The sequence below is a fragment of the Nakamurella flava genome (assembly GCF_005298075.1).
Lineage (GTDB): Bacteria > Actinomycetota > Actinomycetes > Mycobacteriales > Nakamurellaceae > Nakamurella > Nakamurella flava.
Genome location: NZ_SZZH01000008.1, coordinates 18,109 through 37,236, shown reverse-complemented (window position 1 = coordinate 37,236; position 19,128 = coordinate 18,109). Strand labels below are relative to the sequence as shown.

Here is a 19,128-nt window from a genome sequence, read left to right as displayed (position 1 = left end):
GATGACCGCCTTCGCCGCCGCGCCCTGGTTCCTGCTGGCCTATCTCGTCATCGGACTGCTCGCCCTGCCGCTGTGCCGGGCGATGGACCGCGACGCGCTCATCGTGCTGGCGGCGCTGCCCGGCGCCACCACGGTCTGGGCCGCCCTGCAGTTGCCGGCCGTTCTGGACGGCGGCAGCCGGAACGTCTCGGTGCCCTGGTTGCCGCAGATCGGGCTCACCATCGACCTCCGGCTGGACGCGTTGTCGCTGGCCCTGACGCTGGTCATCGCCGGTATCGGCACGCTGGTGATGATCTACTCCGCGCGGTACTTCCCCCGCGACGACGACGGGGTCGGCAAGTACGCCGGGTCGCTGCTGGTCTTCGCCGGGGCGATGCTCGGTCTGGTCTGGGCCGACAACCTCATCCTGCTCGTGGTGTTCTGGGAGCTCACCGGCCTGCTGTCCTACCTGCTCATCGCCCACCGGCAGGGCAAGCGGTCCTCACGCCAGGCGGCTTCCCAGGCGTTGCTGGTCACCACCGCCGGCGGCCTGGTCATGCTGATCGGCGCGGTGATCCTCGGTGTGCAGGCTGGCACGTTCCAGCTGTCGGCGATCCTGGCCGACCCGCCGTCGAGCCCACTGGTGACCGCCGCCATCGTCCTGCTGCTGATCGGCGGGATCAGCAAATCGGCCATCATCCCGTTCCAGTTCTGGCTGCCCGGGGCGATGGCCGCGCCCACCCCGGCCAGCGCCTACCTGCACGCCGCGACGATGGTCAAGGCCGGCATCTACCTGTTCGCCCGGCTCGCCCCCGGCTTCGCCGATCTGTCGTTCTGGCAGCCGCTGCTCATCCTGCTCGGCGGCGGCACCATGCTCTACGGCGCCGCCACCGCCCTGCGACAGCGCGACCTGAAGTTGCTGCTCGCCTACGGCACCGTCTCCCAACTGGGTCTGATGACCCTGCTGTTCGGATCGGGCAACCCGGACGCGCTGCTCGGCGGGTTGGCCATGCTGCTCGGCCACGCCCTGTTCAAGGCTCCGCTGTTCTTCGTGGTCGGCATCATCGACACCAGCACGGGAACCCGCGACCTGACCAAGCTGTCCGGACTGCGCCGGCGGATGCCCCTGGTCGCCGCGCTGGCCGCCCTCGCGGCGATCAGCATGGCCGGTGTCCCGCCGATGTTCGGGTTCGCCGCGAAGGAGTCCGGGTACGCGGGCCTGCTCGACGGCGGCACCTGGGGCGCCGTCGCCGTGGTGATCATGCTGGTCGGTTCGATCCTGACCACCGCCTACTCGATCCGGTTCCTGTGGGGCGCCTTCGCCGACAAGCCGGGGGTCCCCGCCGCCGGCAGTCGGCAGTTGCCGGTCGCCCCCGTCTCGGCGTGGTGCAGCGGTCCGACCGTGCTGCTCGTGGTCATCGGTCTCGTGCTGGGGATCGCCCCGTTCCTGGCCGAACCCCTCGTCCAGTCCTACGCGCAGCTCGCCGGATCGACCCACGACGGCGCCCTCGCCCTCTGGCACGGGTTTAGCCTGGCCCTGCTGCTGTCGGTGGTCGGGTGGCTCGGGGGTGCCGCCGTCTTCCTGGCCCAGCGGACCCGGGAACGCCGGACCGAACTGGCCCGACCCGGCGGGCCGCCGGGGGCGGCCTACCGGGCGACGACCCGGGGCCTGGATGCCATCGCCGTCGGCGTCACCGCCACCACCCAGCGCGGTTCGCTGCCGGTGTCCCTCGGCGCGATCCTCCTGGTCCTCATCGCCTTCCCGGGCACGATGCTGATCCGCGCCGGCACGTCGACCGCCGACCTGGCGCTCTGGAGCGACCCCGGCGAGATCATGGTGGCCGTCGTCGTCATCGGGCTGGCCGTGGCCACCACCCAGATCAAGCGGGGTCTCACCGCCATCATCATGGTGGGCGGCGTCGGCTACGCGATCGCCATCCTGTTCATCCTGCGCGGCGCCCCCGACCTCGCGCTCACGCAGATCCTGGTCGAGACGATCACCCTGATCGCCGGGCTGCTCGTGCTCACCCGGCTCCCGGACCGGGCGTTGTTCGCCTCACACCGGGGCAACGGCTTCCGCGTCGTGCTGGCCCTGGCCGCCGGGGCGCTGATGACGGCCCTGGCCCTGATCATCCCGGGGAGCCGGGTCGCCACCCCGGTGTCGGCCGACCTCGCCGGCCCGGCCGTCGAGTACGGCGGCGGCTACAACATCGTCAACATCATCCTGGTCGACGTCCGCGCCTGGGACACCTTCGGCGAGCTGACCGTGCTGATCGCCGCGGCCACCGGCGTCGCCTCGCTGATCTTCCTGGTCGGCCGCACCGGGCGGACCCCGCGCAAACCCACCAGCCTGCCCTCGGCCAAGGCCCCCGCGAAGCCGTCACCGTGGCTCGTCACCAACTGGATGCCCCGCCGGTCGCTGCTGCTCGAGGTGGTCACCCGGCTCATCTTCCACACGATCATCGTGTTCTCGATCTACGTGCTGTTCGTCGGCCACGACGAACCGGGCGGCGGTTTCGCCGCCGGCCTGATCGGCGGGCTCGCCCTGACGCTGCGCTACATCGCCGGCGGGGCGTTCGAGCTCGGTGAGGCCGCGCCCGTGGACCCGGGCAAGTTGATGGGGGTCGGGCTGCTGATCTCCGCGGCGACGGCCGCCTACGGCCTGGTCGCCGGCGGCGACGCGCTGCAGTCCACCATCCTGCGGGCCACCGTCCCGGTGCTCGGTGACCTCAAGTTCGTCACCTCGTCCGTGTTCGACATCGGCGTCTACTTCATCGTCGTCGGCCTGGTGCTCGACGTGCTGCGGTCGCTGGGCGCCGAACTGGACCGGCAGGGCGTGCTGGAGCGGCGGGCCCGCGAAGAACAGACCCCGACGGGAGGGCGGTCCCGATGACCACCAGTGTCGTGCTGGCCGTCACCGTCGGCGCTCTGTTCGCGTGCGGCATCTACCTGATGTTGTCGCGGAACCTGATCCGGGTGCTGCTGGGCTTCCTGCTCGCCGGGCACGCCGTCAACCTGCTGCTGCTGTCCAACAGCGACGGCGCCGCGCCCATCGTCGGCGAACCGTCCAACGGTGAGCCGATGGCCGATCCGGTGCCGCAGGCGCTGATCCTCACGGCCATCGTCATCAGCCTGGCCGTGACGACGTTCCTGCTCGCCATGGCGTACCGCAATTACAAGGTCACCGAGGAGCCGGAGATCGGCGACGACACCGAGGACGTCGAACTGGAGGACGCGAGTCCCGGAGCGGGGGACGAGTGATGAACGGCAGCGCACTGGACTTCCTGCTCCCACTGGCCATCGTCCTGCCGATGGCCGGCGCCGCCACCACCCTGGTGGTCAGCCGGCGCCCCCGCGTCCAGCGGTTCATCTCGGTCGGCACCCTGGCGGTCCAGCTGGCGGTGGAGATCCTGATGCTGGCCCGGGTGGTGCAGAACGGCACCATCGTCGTGAACGTCGGCGGCTGGACGGCGCCCTTCGGCATCACCCTGGTGGCCGACGAACTGGCCGCGTTCATGCTGGTCGTGTCGACGACGGTGGCGCTGGCCGTTCTCGTCTACGCGATCTCGCAGGGCATGGCCGACGAGTCGGAGACCCCGGAGACCCCGGTCTCGATCTTCCACCCGACGTTCCTGATCCTGGCCACCGGCGTCTCCAACGCCTTCGTCGCCGGTGACCTGTTCAACCTCTTCGTCAGCTTCGAGATCCTGCTGACCGCCAGCTTCGTGCTCATCACCCTGGGCGGGACGAAGGAACGGCTACGGGCCGGAGCGCCGTACATCGTCGTCTCCCTGCTGTCGTCCCTGATCTTCCTGTCCGCGATCGCCCTGACCTACGCGGCCACCGGGACCATCAACCTGGCCGACCTCTCGGTGAAACTGCCGGCGGTCGACCCGGACATCGTCGCGACCCTGCAGGCGATGCTGCTGGTCGCGTTCGGGGTGAAGGCGGCGGTCTTCCCGATGTATGCCTGGCTGCCGGATTCGTACCCGTCGGCGCCCGCGCCGGTGACCGCGGTGTTCGCCGGGCTGCTGACCAAGGTCGGCATCTACGCGATCATCCGCGTGCAGAACCTGCTGTTCCCGACGGGCTCGTTCGGCACCCTGCTGATGATCGCGGCCCTGTTGACGATGGTGATCGGCATCCTCGGCGCGGTGGCCCAGTCCGGCATCAAGCGGATGCTGTCGTTCACGCTGGTCTCGCACATCGGCTACATGCTGTTCGGCGTCGCTCTCGGGTCGACCGCCGGCACCGCGGCCGCGATCTACTACGTCGCACACCACATCCTCGTCCAGACCGCGCTGTTCCTCGGGGTGGGCCTCATCGAGCGGGTGGCCGGGTCCACCGTGCTGGCCCGGCTGGGCGGGCTCGCGTCGGCCTCCCCGCTGCTGGCCGCGCTGTTCTTCCTGCCGGCCATGAACCTGGCGGGGATGCCCCCGTTCTCCGGGTTCCTGGGCAAGGTCGGCCTGTTCGAGGCCGGCGTGCAGGACGGTCGGGTCCTCTCGCTGATCCTGGTCATCGGCGGCACCCTGACGAGCCTGCTCACCCTGTACGCCATCGTCCGGGTCTGGGGCCGCACGTTCTGGCGACCCGCGCCCGAGGTGACGGCGCTGGAGGAGCCGGACGACGCGCTGCAGACCGAGTCGGGGCGGTCGCTGGCCACCCGCCGGGCCGCCCAGCGTGAGGCCCTGCGGCAGGCCAAGCGCCGAGAGGCCGGCGAGAAGGCCGCGCGCCTGCCGCTCGGCATGGTGGGCGCGACCACGGCCATGGTCGCCGTGGGCCTGCTGCTGACGGTGGCTGCCGGCCCGATCTACCAGGTCGCCCAGGACGCTGCGGAGGCACTGTCGGACCGCAACCAGTACGTGCAGGCCGTCTTCTCCAGCGGCGAACCACTACCCGGTCTCGACCCGGGTTCGCCGGCCGCGGCGAACGGACAAGCCGGAGGTGGCCGATGACCGGCGTCCGGCGCCTGCGGCAACGCGCCGAAGCGATCCGCGGCGAGCCGGCGCCCGGATCCAGCCGCTGGCGGCCCTACCTGTTGACGTTGGGTTTCCTCGTCCTGGTCTGGATGGCGCTGTGGGGTTCCGCCTCGCTCATCGTCATCCTGCTCGGAGTGCTGGTCGGCGCGGTGGTGCTGTTGCTCTTCCCGCTGCCGCAGATGTACTTCTCGTTCGGTCTGCACCCGTGGCGCACCCTGGTGCTGATCGGACGTTTCCTGGGCGACGTCGTCGTGGCCAGCGTGCATGTGGCCTGGCTGGCGGTCCGGCCGCGCCCCCCGCATTCGGAGACCACCGTCGTACAGCTCGAGTCCGACTCGGATCTGCTGCAGGCGCTGACCGCGCTGGCGGTCTCCCTCGTTCCGGGCAGCCTCATCATCGAGATCGACCCCCGTCGGCGCACGCTGATGATCCACGTGCTGGACGCCGACCAGAAGACGATGGCCGAGTTCCACGAGCAGGTCCGCGACCAGGAACGACGGATCCGCGCCGCGCTCGGCCGTGACGAGACCACGGACCGGGCCCCCGAGCCCCGGCCCGCCGCCACCGGACGTTCCGGGACCGAGAAGGGGAGCCGCCGGTGACCGCCACCATCCTCATCGCCGGGACGCTCTTCACCGTGGGCGGTCTGCTGGCCGTCATCCGGCTGGTCAAGGGGCCGACCCAGATCGACCGGGCGGTGGCGCTCGACGTCCTGCTGGCCATCGTGGTCGGCGTCATCGTCCTGCTGGCCGCCTACACGGAGTCCGATTCCACCTTGGTCGTCGCCGTCGTCGTGTCCCTGCTCGGCTTCATGGGGTCGGCCGGACTCGCCAAGCTGCTGCCCCGGGACCGCCAATGACCGGGGCCTGCCACCACCGGACCACCCGTCGCCACCGGAGGGAGCAGCCATGACTGTCGTCGACTGGATCGCGTCGGCCGCGCTGATCCTCGGGGCCTCGCTGTCCCTGTTCGCCGGGTTGGCCGTCCTGCGGTTCCCGGACACGATGGCCCGCATCCACGCGGCCACCAAACCGCAGGTGCTCGGCATCATGCTGCTGATGCTCGGGGTCGGGCTGCGTCTGCAGACCCCCGGGGTCATCGGCCTGCTGCTGCTCATCGTCATCCTGCAGTTCGTCACCGCCCCCGTCTCGGCCCACCTGACGGTGCGGGTGGCCTACCGCAACGCCGAGCAGGACGACGAGGACCAGTCCGTGACACCGGAGGACCGCGCCCACCTGGACGAACGGCTGCCGGCGTCGGACGACGGCCCGCAACAGATGGGGCAGGCGACGGCCGACGAATCCGATCGGCCGGCCGGACGGGGTTAACGTGCGGGGATGCCCGCGCATCCTTCGACCCCCGACGACCGCAGCGACACCTCACGGCCTCCCGTGTCCGCCGGCGCCCCGGCGGGTGACGCCGACCGGGCGCTGATCGACCGGCTGTCCGACGAGTACCTGGCCGAGTACGCCCGGCTGTCGCCGATCATGGCGTCGTACCTGGGGGTCGCCGGGCACGACGACCGGTTGGACGACTTCACCCCGGACGGGCTGGCCGAGAAGCACGCGCTCGTGACCCGCACCTTGCACGCCGTTCCGGCGCCCGCCTCCCCGGACAGCCCGGCCGGGATCGCCTACGAGGTGCTCACCGAGCGGCTCGGCGTGGCCCGCGACCTGTACGAGTCGGGGTGGGCACAGGCCTCGTTGAACGTCATCGACTCGCCGGTGCAGAACGTCCGCATGGTCTTCGACCTGATGCCCCACGAGTCGGACGAGGACGTCGCCACCATCGCCCGGCGGATGGCCGCCGTCCCGCGGGCCCTACGGGACTACCGGACCTCGCTGCTGGCCGCCGCCGACTCCGGCCGGGTGGTGGCGCTGCGGCAGATCGACCGCTGCGCCGAACAGTGCGACACCTACAGCGGGCGGACCGCGCCGGACGGCTTCTTCCGCGGGTTGGCGCGGTCCCTCGGCGCGGATCAGGACCGCGGGTCGGCCCTGTCGGCCGATCTGCAGCGGGCTGCCGATGCCGCCGATGCCGCCTACGGCGAGCTCGGCGACTTCCTGCGGGCCGAACTGGCCCCCCGGGCACCTCGGGCCGACGCCGTCGGCCGGGAGCGGTATGCGCTGGCCTCCCGCGAGTTCCTCGGCGCCACGATCGATCTCGAGGAGACCTACGCCTGGGGGTGGCACGAATTCCTGGAACTGGAACGAGAACTGCGGGCGGTGGCCGAGGAGATCGCCCCGGGCCAGGGACCGGCCGGTGCGGCCGCGATCCTGGACGAGGACCCGACCTATCAGGTGCGCGGCCAGGACGGCCTGCAGGCCTGGATGCAGGATCTGTCCGACCGGGTGCTCGCCGACGTCGGCGCCCACCACGTCACCGTCGCGCCGCCGTTACGGGACCTGCGCTGCCGGATCGCCCCGCCCGGCGGGCCGGTCGGCGCCTACTACACCGGTCCGAGCGACGACCTGTCCCGGCCCGGAGCCATGTGGTGGTCGGTGGAGCAGGGCCGGGAGGTCTTCAGCACCTGGCGGGAGGCGACCGTCGTGTACCACGAGGGTGTCCCCGGGCATCACCTGCAGATCGGTACCGCCGTCTGCCAGCGGGAGTCGCTCAACGACTTCCAGCGTCTGGCCGCCGACTGCTCCGGCTACGTCGAAGGCTGGGCCCTGTACGCCGAACGACTGATGCGCGAGCTGGGCTACTTCGACACCCCCGGGACCCTGCTGGGCTTCCTGGATTCCCAGCTGTTCCGGGCCGCGCGGGTCGTCGTCGATATCGGCATGCACCTCGAGTTGCCCATCCCCGCCGGTACCGGGTTCCACGAAGGGGAGCGGTGGAACGGCGAACTCGGGCTCGAGTTCCTGCTCACCCGCACGATCAGCGATCCCGCCCACTGCCGCGACGAGATCGACCGGTACCTCGGATGGGCGGGGCAGGCCCCGGCCTACAAGGTGGGGGAGCGCATCTGGCTGGCCGGCCGGGAGGCCGCCCGGGCCCGGCACGGCGCCGCCTTCGATCTCCGCTCGTTCCACGACCGGGCCCTTCGGCTCGGCGGGATGGGCCTCGATCCACTGGCCGGGCGGCTCGCCGCGCTCTGAGCGCCGGTGTCGCCCACCACCGCGCGGCTCACGCGGAGGGGGCGGGCTGGCGCTTACTCGGAGTGCTCTTCGATCACTGTGTGCGATGCTGCGCGCGTGACCTCTGAGCGCTGGCGGGCTGTGACGGAGTGGCCGCTGATCGGCGTCGCCGTGGTCTTCCTCGTTGTCTTCTCCTGGGCCGTCATCGGGGACGTGCGGGGCGAGGAGGCTTTCCGCGCGAATGTCCTGCTGTGGCTCTGCTGGGCGGCGTTCGCCGTCGACTACGTGGTCCGGCTGGTGCTCGCCGAGCAGCGCGGACGGTGGTTCGTTCGGCATCTGCCCGATCTCGCGCTGGTGGCCCTGCCGATGCTGCGGCCGCTGCGACTGCTCCGGCTGATCATCCTGCTCGCCGCCTTCCAGCGCCTGGCCGGGCGGACCATGCGCGGCCGGGTGCTGGTCTACGTCGTCGGCTCGACCGTCGGGCTGGTGTACCTGTGCTCCCTGGCCATGCTCGAGGTCGAACGCCACGACCCGGCCTCGAAGATCCACTCGTTCGGCGAGGCCATCTGGTGGGCCTTCGCCACGATCACCACGGTCGGCTACGGGGACATCACCCCGGTCACCTTCGAGGGGCGGCTCATCGCCGTCGTCCTGATGATCGGTGGCGTGGCACTGCTCGGCACGGTGACCGCGGCGCTGGCGTCCTGGCTGGTGGAGCGGGTCGGGGTGGAGACCCGGGAGGCGGTCCAGGACGAGGCGGACACCCGGGAGGCGGAGGAGTCCCGCCGGGAGCGGGCCGCCGACGAGCGGATGACCGCCCGGTTGGAGGCGCTGGCGGCGGAGGTCGCCGCGCTGCGGTCCGAACTGGCCGGTCGCACCGGGTCCACGCCCGAGACGAACGGCTCCCGTCCGCTCGCCCCATGACGTCGCTGGTGGTCGGCGCGGCCGCGACGGTCAGTGCCCAGCGGCCCCATCGGCCACGGCCAACGGCAGTTCGCGGCCCAGGATGCCGAACGGCCGGGCGTCGCCGGTGAACCGGTAGTGCCGCAGGACGTCGGTGAAACCCAGGCGGCGGTAGAGGCGCCAGGCGCGGTTCTCACCCTCGGGTGTCGACAGCAGCATCCGGCGTTCGGGGCGGGGAGCGGCCAGCGACCGCAGCAGTGATTCGCCGAGCCCGTGGCCCTGGTGGTCGGGGCGGATGTGCAGCTCGGTGAGCTCGAAGAAGTCGTGCAGCACGGGCGCCGTCGTCGAGCCCAGGCCGCGGGCGATCTCGGAGAACCACCACTGTCCCGGCGCGCCCCGGTAGCCGTAGGCCAGCCCGATGGGATCGCCGTCCGCGTCCCGCGCCACCCGCGCGTCGAAGCCCACCCGGCGGCTGTGTTCCACCCACAGGGCGGTGCGTTGGGGGGCGATCTCCCGGGGGTAGTCCATGGCGGCGAGGTAGATCGCGACCAGGGAATGGATGTCCCGGCGGAATCCGTCCGGTCCGAGGGTGGCGATCGACCGGGCGGGGTCGGGACCGGCGGTGGGTGCCATGGCGACCATCAGATCACGCCCGGCCGAAGGACCGCCGGTCGCGGTCGGGGGTCGTCTGATCCGCTGGTCCGCGAGCGACGGACGGGATTCGAACACCGTCGAACAGTGCACCCTTGTGGACCATGTCGAACGGGCGTACGCTCGAACCAGCGTTCGAGACCGCGTGATCGCTCGAACGCCGGGTCCGGAGGCGCCGCGTCGACCGGACGGGACCGGAGAGGGGAGTCGGCGGTGACCATTGCAATGATCGACGACCACGGCCTGGTGGTGGCCGGTGAGCGGATCGACGGCCCGGTCGGGTGCGGACGGGGCGTCCGGGACGGCTCGCCGTCCGGGCGTGGCCGCGGTCGTCCCGGAGCCGGCGCCGGTCGTGCGGGCGGGCGGGCACGGCCCCGTCGGGTCACGCCGAGCCCGGTCGGCCTGCCCGGTCTGTCGGCTCCGTTGTCCCCGGCCGTCCGTGATCTGCTGGCCGACGCCGGTCGCGGGTTGGGTTCCGCCGTCCGTGCGACAGACGTGGCCGATCGGTACGCCGCCGCTCACCTGTCGGCGCTGCGGGCCGCCGCCGCGCTCATCGCCGCCCGCGCCCGGCCGACCCGGGGTCGGCGGGGCAGTGTGTGGCAGCTGCTGCCGGCTGTCGCCCCTGAGTTCGGGGAGTGGGCGGCCTATTTCGCGGCCGGCTCGGCCAAACGGCAAGCGGCGCAGGCGGGGATCAGCCGCCTCATCACGCCCCGGGAGGCCGACGACATCGTGCGTCAGGCCGCAGCGTTCCTCGATCTGGTCGAGACCACCTTGGTCCAGGACGCCGAGGGCCTCGACGCCGGCTGATGCGGTCGGTCAGGCGCCGGCGAGCGCGGCTGGTCGGGGGCGGGCGCGGTTGGCTCGCAGCAGTCGGTCGAGCAGGGCGTCGAAGCTCTGGGCGATCTCGCGGGCACCGTTGGTGGGCCACTGATGGATGGGCACGGCCGCTCCCTGGGCCTGCTGGACGGCCGACCGGTCGGGCAGCACCGGGCTGAGGACCAGCGGGCCGAAAAGGTCCCGCAGTTCGGCCAGGCGGAACTCGTGTTCGCTCACCCGCGGGCGGAACCGGTTGATCACGACACCCAGCGGCTGCAGCGCAGGGTGGTGGGTGGCGCGCTCGGTCTGGACCGCTTCCAGCGCCCGCTGGACGCCGGTCACGGCGAACAGGGAGGGCTCGGTCACCAGGACGGCCCGTTGGGAGGCGACCAGGGCGCTGCGGGTCAGCTGTCCGAGGGACGGCGGGCAGTCGATGAGCACCAGAGCAGGTGCCGGGTCGATGGCCGCGAGAGCGGTGGCCAGCCGGCGCAGTCGCTTACTGCTCGGATCGGGATGGTTGTGGGCCTCGGCGGCCTCGCTGCCCGGCAGGAGCCGCAGTGGTTCCCACTCGGCCGCACGCACGGCCCGGTTGACGGCCTTGGCGATCGCCTTGTCCCCGTCCGCATCCAGGACGTCGGCCACCGTGAGCGCGGCGGGGGAGGCCTTCTTGTCCCGGGCGGCCTTGCCCTTCTTGCCGTTCCGCCCCTCGGTCGCCGACCCGTCGGCCGCCCGGTCGGACTGGCCCGCCACCCAGTCCGCCGCGACCGTAGCCGTCGCGTTCAACTGCGGATCGAGGTCGACCAGGACGGTGTCGATACCCCGGGCCACCGCCGCCGACGCCAGACCGAGGGTCACCGTCGTCTTGCCGACCCCACCCTTGAGGCTCAGAACACTCGCCACCAGCATGGGCCAAACCCTATAGGTCGCCCGGTGCCGCCTTCGGAGGGCCTCCGTTCCCGTCGATAGGCTCTGACCGGTGACGATGGCCTCCGGCGGGGACGCTGACGACCGACGACGGGACGATTCGACCAGCGGCGTCGTGGATGGCACGGATCGGGTCGAGGATCGGCGCGCCGGCCGGACGCCGAGCAGGGACAGTGAAGGCGTCAGAACTGTGCGATCGCAGTCGAACGTGGAGGAGTCGCGGTGGACGAGCGGCAACGGGTGATCGAGTCGAACCGGAGGAACGATCGGCCAGCGGCTCCGGGCGGGCCGGGCGAGCCGACCGATCCGGTCGATGCCGTGCTGGCCGAGCTGGTCGCCACGATCGGTCCTCCGGGTGAGAGTCCCCGCGTGCTCGACCTCGGAGGTGGCAGCGGGACGCGTGCGGTCCCCCTGGCCGCCCTCGGCTGCCAGGTGACCGTGGCCGACACGTCCGTCGACGCCCTGGCCATCCTGCGCCGCCGGGCGGTGGACGCCGGCGTCGCCGACCGGGTGACCGCTGTCCAGGCCGACGCCGAACAGCCGACGGCAGTGGTCCCGGCCGGTTCCGTCGACCTGGTGATCTGCCACCACCTGCTCGAGTCGGTGGACGACCCGGCGGCCGTGCTGGCCGCGGTGGCCGCCGCCCTGCGGCCCGGTGGCCGGCTGTCGCTGCTGGCTCCGTCCCGCTGGGGCATGGTGGTCCGCCTCATCCTCGCCGGTCGCTCGGCCGCGGCCCTGGCCCTCATCCACGACCCGGAGGGTCGGTTCGGGCCGACCGACCCGCTCCTGCGTCGCTTCGAACCCGGACAGCTCTACGGGCTGCTGGAGACGGCCGGTCTGGCGGTCGAGTCGTTCTCCGGGGTGGGTGGGGTCGCCGGGTTGACCGTGGGTTCCGCCCGTCAGCTGTCGGCGGCCGACGAGGCCGCGCAACCGGCATTGGTGGCGGCCGTCGCGGCCTCGCCCGTGCTGCGGGACATCGCCCCCGACATGCATCTGGTGGCCCGTCGCCACAGCGAAGTCCCAGCCTGAAAACGGCGTCAGAGCACCGTCGATCGGGTAAACCGGAGAGCAGCGCCCTGTCGCTGAGCGAAGCCCGTCGTTCAAGATCACCGACCGAGTGGAGATTCTCGCGAGAATCTCGACACAGGTAGGCGTCGCGCGCGATCGGCTCGTATTGTGGTAACAGACCGCCGGTCGGCGGTCGTAAGATGGACCCCGCCATGGGGTGAGGTGCCGGAGGAGGGGACCATGCCGCTCTCCGAGCACGAACAGCGGATGCTCGACGAGATCGAGCGCGCCTTGTATGAGGACGACCCGAAGTTTGCGACCAGTGTCAACGTCAGTCGCATCCGTCGTCGTCGCCCGATCGTCGCAGGTGGACTGTTCGTTGCCGGTCTTGTCGCACTCGTCGTCGGTGTGATCGCCACGCAAAGTCTGCTCGCCCTGGGCGTAGTGGTCAGCGTGATCGGTTTCCTGACGATGGTGACCGCGGTGGGACTGTTCGTCTTCGGTCAACCCGGCGCCCGCGCCGCGCGGAACGCCGAACGCGCCCCGCGCCCCAACTCCTCGCTCGGCAACCGGATGGAAGAACGCTTCCGTCGGCGTTTCGACGAGCCCAACCAGTAGCTCCCCGTCCCGCCCCGTCGGGCGTGACGTCAGCAGGGCCGGTCCTCGCGGACCGGCCCTGCTGCCGTTGGGGGGTCGGTGACCGGCCGCCGCGCCGGACCGTTCGTCCGACTCAGCCGGACGAGCCGTTCCGCCGGCCCACGAGGGCTCAGCCGACCCGTCGTCGTCCCCCCGGACCGACCCTCGAACAGACCGCCCGGGGACCTCCTTCTCCGCGCTTCCGCTCAATCCCGCCAGGACGCGGGTCGGACGGACAGCGGCACCCACCGGTCCAGGAACGAGCGCGGAGCCGCGTGATCCAGGTCCCGCGCGATGCCCTGCACGCCGGACCACAACGCGGCGCCGCGGGCGGGATCCCCCACCGGTTCCACGGCCAGGGTCGCCACCCCGCCGGACGCATCGGCTCCCGCACCGGGCGGGGCGGTCGGGCGGGACGCGCCGCGGCTGCCGTCCGGGGACGGGGCGTACCAGGATTTCTCGGCGGCTCCGACGATGTCCCGCAGGACCTCGCGGTGTGGCTCGCCGAGGTGGGCCGTCCGGGCCAGCCGGTTCGCCCGCACCCGGGCGGACTCCGACGGGTCGCCGCCCACCCCGTGATCGACCAGCAGGTCCTCGAGTTCGGCCCAGGCCGCCAGGGCCGCCCCCGGGCCGCCCGCCGTCACCGTCGCGGCCCGCCGCCGACGTCGTCGTTCCCGCACGACGGTCGGGGTCGCCGCCGCGGCTGCCAGGAGCAGTAGGGCCGCCAGCGTGAACAGCACCGTCGGCGAGATCGAGGATCCACCGGACGTCCCCGCCCCGGCCTGCTGACCGGCGGTCGGCGCCGTGGGGGTCGCCGCCCCGCCGGGCTCGGTCGCCGCGGTCGGGCTGGTGGGTTCTGCGCCGGCCGACGTGGGGGCGGCGCTGGTCGACGCGGTGGTCTGGGCGGGATCGCTGTTCTCGGTGAAACCCTGCTGGCCGCCCCGGCCGCCGCCCAGCGGGGTGGGATCGAAGCGCACCCAGCCGGCCCGGTTGAACGGCACCTCGACCCACGCGTGGGCGTCGTTGCTGCTGATCGTCCAGCTGCCGTCGGCGTTCTGCTCACCCTGGGTGAAGCCGACGGCGACCCGGGCGGGGATGCCGATGGCGCGCAGCATGACGGCCATCGCCGAGGCGTACTGCTCGCAGTAGCCGCGTCGATTGGTGAGGAAGTCGACGAGCGCGTCCCCGCTGTTGCCCGCCGGGACCTGCAGCGAATACACGAAGCCGTTGGCCGGGTCGGTGAACCACTGGCGCAACGCGTCGGCCTTGTCGAAAGCGGTGGTCGCGCCGGCGGTGGCCTGCACGGCCAGGGCGGTGACCTCCGGGCGCAGATCGCCGGTCTCGGTGAGCAGACCCCCAGGGGTCACGTCGTCGGTGCGCAGGTCCGCCGCCGACGCCTGCACCTTGGCCACCTGCAGCTGGTACGTCCCCGGGTTGGTCGGGTTGTCGCGGTGCACCGATTCGACGGCCGCGTCGTAGGACCAGTCACCGTCGACGCCACGGATGCCGTCCGTCCCGTCGAAGATGGGCAGGAAGGGGGCCCGGTAGGCCAGGGACGTCACCTGCACGGTGGTCGCCGAGGCGTCGACGGTGGACGGCAGTGAACCCGCGGCCAGCTCGGAGGGCGACCACCCCACTCCCGGGGTCCAGCGCTGCAAACCGACGGTGCGCAGGTAGTCCGGCCCGGTCAGACCCTCCACCCGCAGCACGGGGACCGGATCGCTCTGCTGCAGGTCACCCTGCAAGGACGTGAACGGCGACAACCCGATGCCGGTGTCGGCGGAGTTCCCCGTCCGTTCCAGCCGTCCGGCCGTGCCCACGGTGGTCACCGTCGAGGACGTCAGGAGAGCCGCCACGACCGCGACGGACCCCAGCGCGAGGCCGCCGGCGACGACCGCCCCGGCGGCGCCCGCACCGCGTCGGCGGCCGTCCATGCCGGTCACCGCCAGCAGGACGGCATACAGCACGGCGGGAGCGACGAAGGCCGGCCACGGCAACAGGTCGACGTCGACGGCGGCGGGCACCGAGAACATGCACAGCAGCGGCAACGCCGTCATCGCCGGCGCCCTGGCGGCGATGAGGACGTCGACGGCGACGGCGACCAGGCCGACGGCGGCCGCGATGAGGAAGGCGATGGCGGTCGACGACTCGGCGGTCGCCACCGAGGTGCGGATCTGACCGAACGCGCCGTCCAGAAGCTGCCCGGCCTCGGCGACCACCCGGGCGTTGGGGATCACCCCGCCGTATCCGCCGGTGGTGAACAGCGCGGTCAACGCGATCGCCAGTGCGGCGAGCTGCACCGGCACCGTGCCCCACAGGGGCAGCCGGGACAACCGGCATCCGACCCCGACCAGCCAGACGACCGCGACGACCTCGACCGTCGGCCACACCCAGGCCGACCCTTCCACCAGGGGCGGGATCGACAGGCAGGACGCGAGGACGGCGATCGCCCCGACCAGCGACCCGATCACGCCGACCGGCCGGTCGGGGGGATCGGCGGGCGCCGCGACGGCCGGGGACGCGACCCGGCCGTCGGCCCGGTTCCGGTCGGTGCGGGCAGTGCTCATCGCCGGACTCCCACGCTCGTCGTCGCTACGGTCGGCCCGGCGTGCGGGGGCCGCGACGGTTCACCGACCGCGCCCGGATCACCTGGGCCCGTCGACCAGAGGGCGGGACGCCCGCTGCAGGCCCGTTCCCAGGCGGCGGCCAACGGCTCGCCCCGCCGTACCCGGACGACCCGCCAGCCGCCGGAGCGCAGGATCTCGGCCGCCGCCCGCTGCGCCGCCTGAACCGCGCGGTCCGTCCCGTCCCAGTCGGACACGTCCAGCAGCAGGGCCACGGCGTTCGTGCCCGGGGTCCGGCCGGCGACCAGCAGGTGGGCGGAGGCGGAGTCGAGGCCGCCGAGGACGGCGATCGTCAGCCCGGTCCGGGCCAGGGCGGACGGGTGCAGGATTCCGGCGGGGTCGGGTTCGACGACGGCCAGGGCGGCGAGGACGTCGTCGGTGATGTCCCGTCCGCTGGCCAGGTCGTGTCCGCTGTGCGTGGTCAGCCTGATCTGATGTTCGGCCTGCAGCAGGTGCAGACAGACCGACGCCACCAGGCTGACCGCGGTCTCCAGGCTGCTCGCGGCCCCGGGGCCGCGGACACCGGCTGCGCGGTGGTCCAGGACGACGGTGGCGCCGCCGTGGGACACCGGCTCGGCCAGCCGCACCATCAGGTCCTCGGTCCGGGCCGAGGCGCGCCAGTGCACCGTGCGGATGTCGTCGCCGTGCTGGTAGGGCCGGACGCCGACGTCCGGGTCCCCGCCGACCGAACCGGACCGGGCCCGGTCACTGGCCGCCGACCGCGTGCCGCGGCTGCTGGGCATACCGGCCAGGGGTACGACGCTCGGGACGACGAGCACCTGCGTGCGGGCGGGCAGCACCCGGTGTTCCTGCCAGAGTCCGAACGGGTCGCCGATGCGCACCAGCGGCGGGCCCAGCTCGAAGCGGCCCCGCCGCTCGGCCCGCAGCGGGAAGTCGGTCTGCGCGGACCGGCCGCGCCGCAACGGGGGCAGCAGGCAGCACAAGCCCGCGGTCAGTCCGTCGGTGGCCGGCTCGGTCAGTTCCAGGGGCGACGTCCGCCCGGTCCCGGTGTTCGTCACGGTGATGCGCACGAGGCCCTGCGTCCCCGGCTCGAGCCGGGCGGGGGTGACGCGGTGGTCGGCGGCCAGCCGCACCCGGCGGGTCAGGCCCACCACCACGGCCAGCAGCGCCAGCCCCACGGCGAAGACACCCGCCCGCAACAGATCCCGTTCGTCCAGCACGAAGGCGCACGCCCCCGCGGCGACACCGCCGGCCAGCAGGCAACGGCCCCGGGTGGTCAGGCCCCGGGCGACGGCCCGGGGGTCGGAACCGGCCGGATCAGCCACCGCGCGGTACCCGCAGACGCCCGACCAGCCCGGCGACGATGTCCTCGGCCGACCGCCGGGCGGCGTGGGCCTCGACCGTCAACAGCAGCCGGTGCGCGAGTACCGGGACGGCGAGCCGCTGGATGTCGTCGGGGACGACGAAGTTCCGACCGTCCAGGGCGGCGGCCGCCTTGGCCGCGCGGGCCAGGTGCAGCACCGACCGGGGTGAGGCGCCCAGGCGGATCTCGGGGATGGTGCGGGTGGTGCCGACGATGTCGACCAGGTACTGCCGCAGGGCCGGGGCCAGGTGGACGGTGCCGACGGTGTCGATGAGCGCGGCGATCGTGGCGGCGTCCGCCACCGGGCTGATGGCCGCGAGCGGATCCCCCCGGTCGCGATCGGCCAGCATGGCGACCTCGGCCGAGCGGTCCGGGTAGCCGATGCTCACCCGCGCGAAGAACCGGTCGCGCTGCGCCTCCGGCAGCGGGTAGGTGCCTTCCATCTCGACCGGGTTCTGGGTGGCGACGACGAGGAACGGGCGTCCCAGCCGGTAGCTGGTGCCGTCGACCGTGACCTGGTGCTCCTCCATGCACTCCAGGAGGGCGGACTGCGTCTTGGGGGAGGCCCGGTTGATCTCGTCGGCCACGACGATGTTGGCGAACACCGGGCCGGGCCGGAACTCGAACTGCGACGTCGAGCGGTCGTAGACGCTGACGCCCGTGACGTCGCCGGGCATGAGGTCGGGGGTGAACTGCACCCGGCTGACCGTCCCGTCGACGGAGCGGGCCAGGGACTTGGCCAGCACGGTCTTCCCGGTCCCGGGGACGTCCTCCAGCAGGAGGTGCCCTTCGGACAGCAGGGTGATGAGCGCCAGCCGGATCACGTCGGGCTTGCCGAGCACCACCTGGGAGACCGCGGCGGCGATACGTCCGCCCAGCGCGGCCACGTCGGCGATGGCGACCCGGTCGGGCACGGCGGTGCCGTCCTGCGGGGCCGCGGCCCGGTCCAGCTCGACGTTCGAAGTCACGCGTGTCCTCCCAGCGATCGCTGCCCGATGCGGACCGACGGCACCCACCGGTGGGACATCCCGGTCGATCGAGCTGGACGTCCCTGCACGGTCGGTCCCCACGAACCGGTCGAACCCCTGGCGGCCAGTCTGCCAGCACGCTGCCGCGGGCAGCCGTTCCACGCAGCTGCGTGGATCGGTCGGGGGTTCCGTCGGCCGGGGGATCGGGCGCCGGATGTCCCGGTACGGGGGAGCGGTCGCCGTAGCATGGCGTCGATGTCCAGTTCCCCGTCCGGTCGGGCCGCCCCCGCGCCCGCGGCCCCCGACGCCCCGGGCGGGCCGTCGCCGACGCCACCCACCCTGGTGCGCCGCCTCTGGACCGCCGGGCAGGGATTGGTCCGGCAGCTGGCCAAGTTCGGGATGGTCGGCATCGTCGCGCTCACCGTCGACATCGGGCTGTTCAATCTGTTGAGCTATGTCGGCTCCGATCCGCTGCTCGATGGTCAGCCCCTGGTGGCCAAGGTGATCTCGACCGCCGCCGCGACGCTGGTGGCCTGGCTCGGTAATCGGTACTGGACGTTCCGGCACACCCGCCGGGCCGACGCCGGCCGCGAGGCCGTCCTCTACTTCGTGATGTGCACGATCGGCCTCGGCATCGCCCTGTCCTGCCTGTGGGTCTCGCACTACCTCCTCGGGTTCACCTCGCCGTTGGCCGACAACATCGCGGCCAACGTGGTCGGGTTGCTGCTCGGCACCACGTTCCGGTTCTGGGCCTACAAGAGGTTCGTCTTCACCGGCACGGCCGCGCCCGCCGTCGCTGCGACCTGACACCCCTTCTGCCACCGGGCCCCACCGGTTCTGGCCACGGTCCCCACACCGCCTGCCACCGCGCCCCACCGGATCCCCCCACCGCGCCCCACTGGTTCCCCCCACCGCGCCCCACCCGGGCGGTGCCGGCCGGGTGTCCGCCGTCGCCGGGACGTCGGTAGGTCGCGGACGGATGCGCTGACCTGGGGTGATGTGCATGCGTCCCGGCAGCGAGCGGTCGCCCCGGACCGCCGAGAAAGCCTGGTCCCGGGTCGCGCGGCCACCGCGACACACCCCGGACGGGTGGACCCCGCCGGCCTCCCCACTCCGCCCCACCGCCACGACCTGCAGTGATGCTCCGCCGTACCGCGATCGGGGGTGTTGGGTGGAGGTGGGTGGCAGAAAGTGGGTTAAGGTGGTGCAACTTGGATCCGGGGGAGGTGTTCG

17 protein-coding genes are annotated in these 19,128 nt (G+C 72.6%); 12 read left to right on the top strand and 5 right to left on the bottom strand.

Features of this window, described 5'->3' with window-relative positions; genetic code table 11:
- The first annotated feature begins 1 nt into the window (after window position 1).
- From FDO65_RS21240 to FDO65_RS21205, 8 genes are all read left to right on the top strand, one after another.
- The gene (locus FDO65_RS21240) at window positions 2–2,872 is read left to right on the top strand and encodes a Na+/H+ antiporter subunit A (protein ID WP_137451766.1); all 2,871 of its coding nucleotides are present in this window, start codon (window positions 2–4) and stop codon (window positions 2,870–2,872) included.
- The gene (locus FDO65_RS21235) at window positions 2,869–3,240 is read left to right on the top strand and encodes a Na(+)/H(+) antiporter subunit C (protein ID WP_137451765.1); all 372 of its coding nucleotides are present in this window, start codon (window positions 2,869–2,871) and stop codon (window positions 3,238–3,240) included. Before FDO65_RS21240 ends, FDO65_RS21235 begins: the two co-directional genes overlap by 4 nt.
- Complete coding sequence (locus FDO65_RS21230) at window positions 3,240–4,934, top strand: Na+/H+ antiporter subunit D (protein ID WP_205850228.1); 1,695 nt, start codon at window positions 3,240–3,242, stop codon at window positions 4,932–4,934. Before FDO65_RS21235 ends, FDO65_RS21230 begins: the two co-directional genes overlap by 1 nt.
- A complete protein-coding gene (locus tag FDO65_RS21225) occupies window positions 4,931–5,560 on the top strand; it encodes a Na+/H+ antiporter subunit E (RefSeq protein WP_137451764.1) in 630 nt (209 codons plus the stop codon). Before FDO65_RS21230 ends, FDO65_RS21225 begins: the two co-directional genes overlap by 4 nt.
- Window positions 5,557–5,817 carry an MrpF/PhaF family protein gene (locus tag FDO65_RS21220; protein WP_137451763.1) on the top strand — a complete coding sequence of 87 codons (261 nt, stop codon included), beginning with the start codon at window positions 5,557–5,559 and terminating at the stop codon, window positions 5,815–5,817. The genes FDO65_RS21225 and FDO65_RS21220 overlap by 4 nt, the downstream gene beginning before the upstream one ends.
- 49 nt (window positions 5,818–5,866) lie before the next feature.
- Window positions 5,867–6,286 carry a monovalent cation/H(+) antiporter subunit G gene (mnhG, locus tag FDO65_RS21215; protein ID WP_137451762.1) on the top strand — a complete coding sequence of 140 codons (420 nt, stop codon included), beginning with the start codon at window positions 5,867–5,869 and terminating at the stop codon, window positions 6,284–6,286.
- A 9-nt stretch (window positions 6,287–6,295) separates the two neighbouring features.
- Window positions 6,296–8,062, top strand: coding sequence for a DUF885 domain-containing protein (locus FDO65_RS21210; RefSeq protein WP_137451761.1), 1,767 nt, complete (start codon window positions 6,296–6,298; stop codon window positions 8,060–8,062).
- Between the two features lie 96 nt (window positions 8,063–8,158).
- Window positions 8,159–8,965, top strand: coding sequence for a potassium channel family protein (locus FDO65_RS21205; protein WP_137451760.1), 807 nt, complete (start codon window positions 8,159–8,161; stop codon window positions 8,963–8,965).
- A 30-nt stretch (window positions 8,966–8,995) separates the two neighbouring features.
- On the opposite strand, the gene FDO65_RS21200 is transcribed toward FDO65_RS21205, so the two are convergent.
- Entirely contained in the window at window positions 8,996–9,577 is a 582-nt protein-coding gene (locus FDO65_RS21200; RefSeq protein ID WP_240757791.1) for a GNAT family N-acetyltransferase, read from the bottom strand.
- Between the two features lie 231 nt (window positions 9,578–9,808).
- Between FDO65_RS21200 and FDO65_RS21195 the strand changes: the two genes are divergently transcribed.
- Window positions 9,809–10,402 (top strand): SAV_6107 family HEPN domain-containing protein, encoded by a 594-nt coding sequence (locus FDO65_RS21195; protein ID WP_137451758.1) that lies wholly within the window; start codon window positions 9,809–9,811, stop codon window positions 10,400–10,402.
- Window positions 10,403–10,411: 9 nt separating this feature from the next.
- Here FDO65_RS21195 and FDO65_RS21190 read toward each other — a convergent pair whose 3' ends face one another.
- Entirely contained in the window at window positions 10,412–11,317 is a 906-nt protein-coding gene (locus tag FDO65_RS21190; RefSeq protein ID WP_137451757.1) for a ParA family protein, read from the bottom strand.
- 240 nt (window positions 11,318–11,557) lie between these two features.
- Between FDO65_RS21190 and FDO65_RS21185 the strand changes: the two genes are divergently transcribed.
- Both FDO65_RS21185 and FDO65_RS21180 read left to right on the top strand, forming a co-directional pair.
- A complete protein-coding gene (locus FDO65_RS21185; protein WP_240757790.1) occupies window positions 11,558–12,364 on the top strand; it encodes a class I SAM-dependent methyltransferase in 807 nt (268 codons plus the stop codon).
- A gap of 219 nt (window positions 12,365–12,583) precedes the next feature.
- Window positions 12,584–12,961 carry a DUF3040 domain-containing protein gene (locus tag FDO65_RS21180; RefSeq protein WP_137451756.1) on the top strand — a complete coding sequence of 126 codons (378 nt, stop codon included), beginning with the start codon at window positions 12,584–12,586 and terminating at the stop codon, window positions 12,959–12,961.
- 224 nt (window positions 12,962–13,185) lie between these two features.
- Here the strand turns inward: FDO65_RS21180 and FDO65_RS21175 are convergent, their stop codons facing one another.
- From FDO65_RS21175 to FDO65_RS21165, 3 genes are read right to left on the bottom strand one after another with little or no spacing between them, the layout of a single operon-like run.
- Entirely contained in the window at window positions 13,186–15,546 is a 2,361-nt protein-coding gene (locus tag FDO65_RS21175; RefSeq protein WP_137451755.1) for a transglutaminase TgpA family protein, read from the bottom strand.
- Window positions 15,543–16,889, bottom strand: a complete 1,347-nt coding sequence (locus FDO65_RS21170) for a DUF58 domain-containing protein (RefSeq protein ID WP_137451754.1) — start codon at window positions 16,887–16,889, stop codon at window positions 15,543–15,545. The genes FDO65_RS21175 and FDO65_RS21170 overlap by 4 nt, the downstream gene beginning before the upstream one ends.
- On the bottom strand, window positions 16,882–17,895 hold the full coding sequence (locus tag FDO65_RS21165) for an AAA family ATPase (protein WP_137451753.1): 1,014 nt from the start codon (window positions 17,893–17,895) through the stop codon (window positions 16,882–16,884). Before FDO65_RS21165 ends, FDO65_RS21170 begins: the two co-directional genes overlap by 8 nt.
- A 255-nt stretch (window positions 17,896–18,150) precedes the next feature.
- Here FDO65_RS21165 and FDO65_RS21160 point away from each other — a divergent pair, with 255 nt between their 5' ends.
- Window positions 18,151–18,702: a GtrA family protein gene (locus FDO65_RS21160; protein ID WP_137451752.1), complete on the top strand. Its 552-nt coding sequence runs from the start codon at window positions 18,151–18,153 to the stop codon at window positions 18,700–18,702.
- Window positions 18,703–19,128 lie beyond the last annotated feature (426 nt).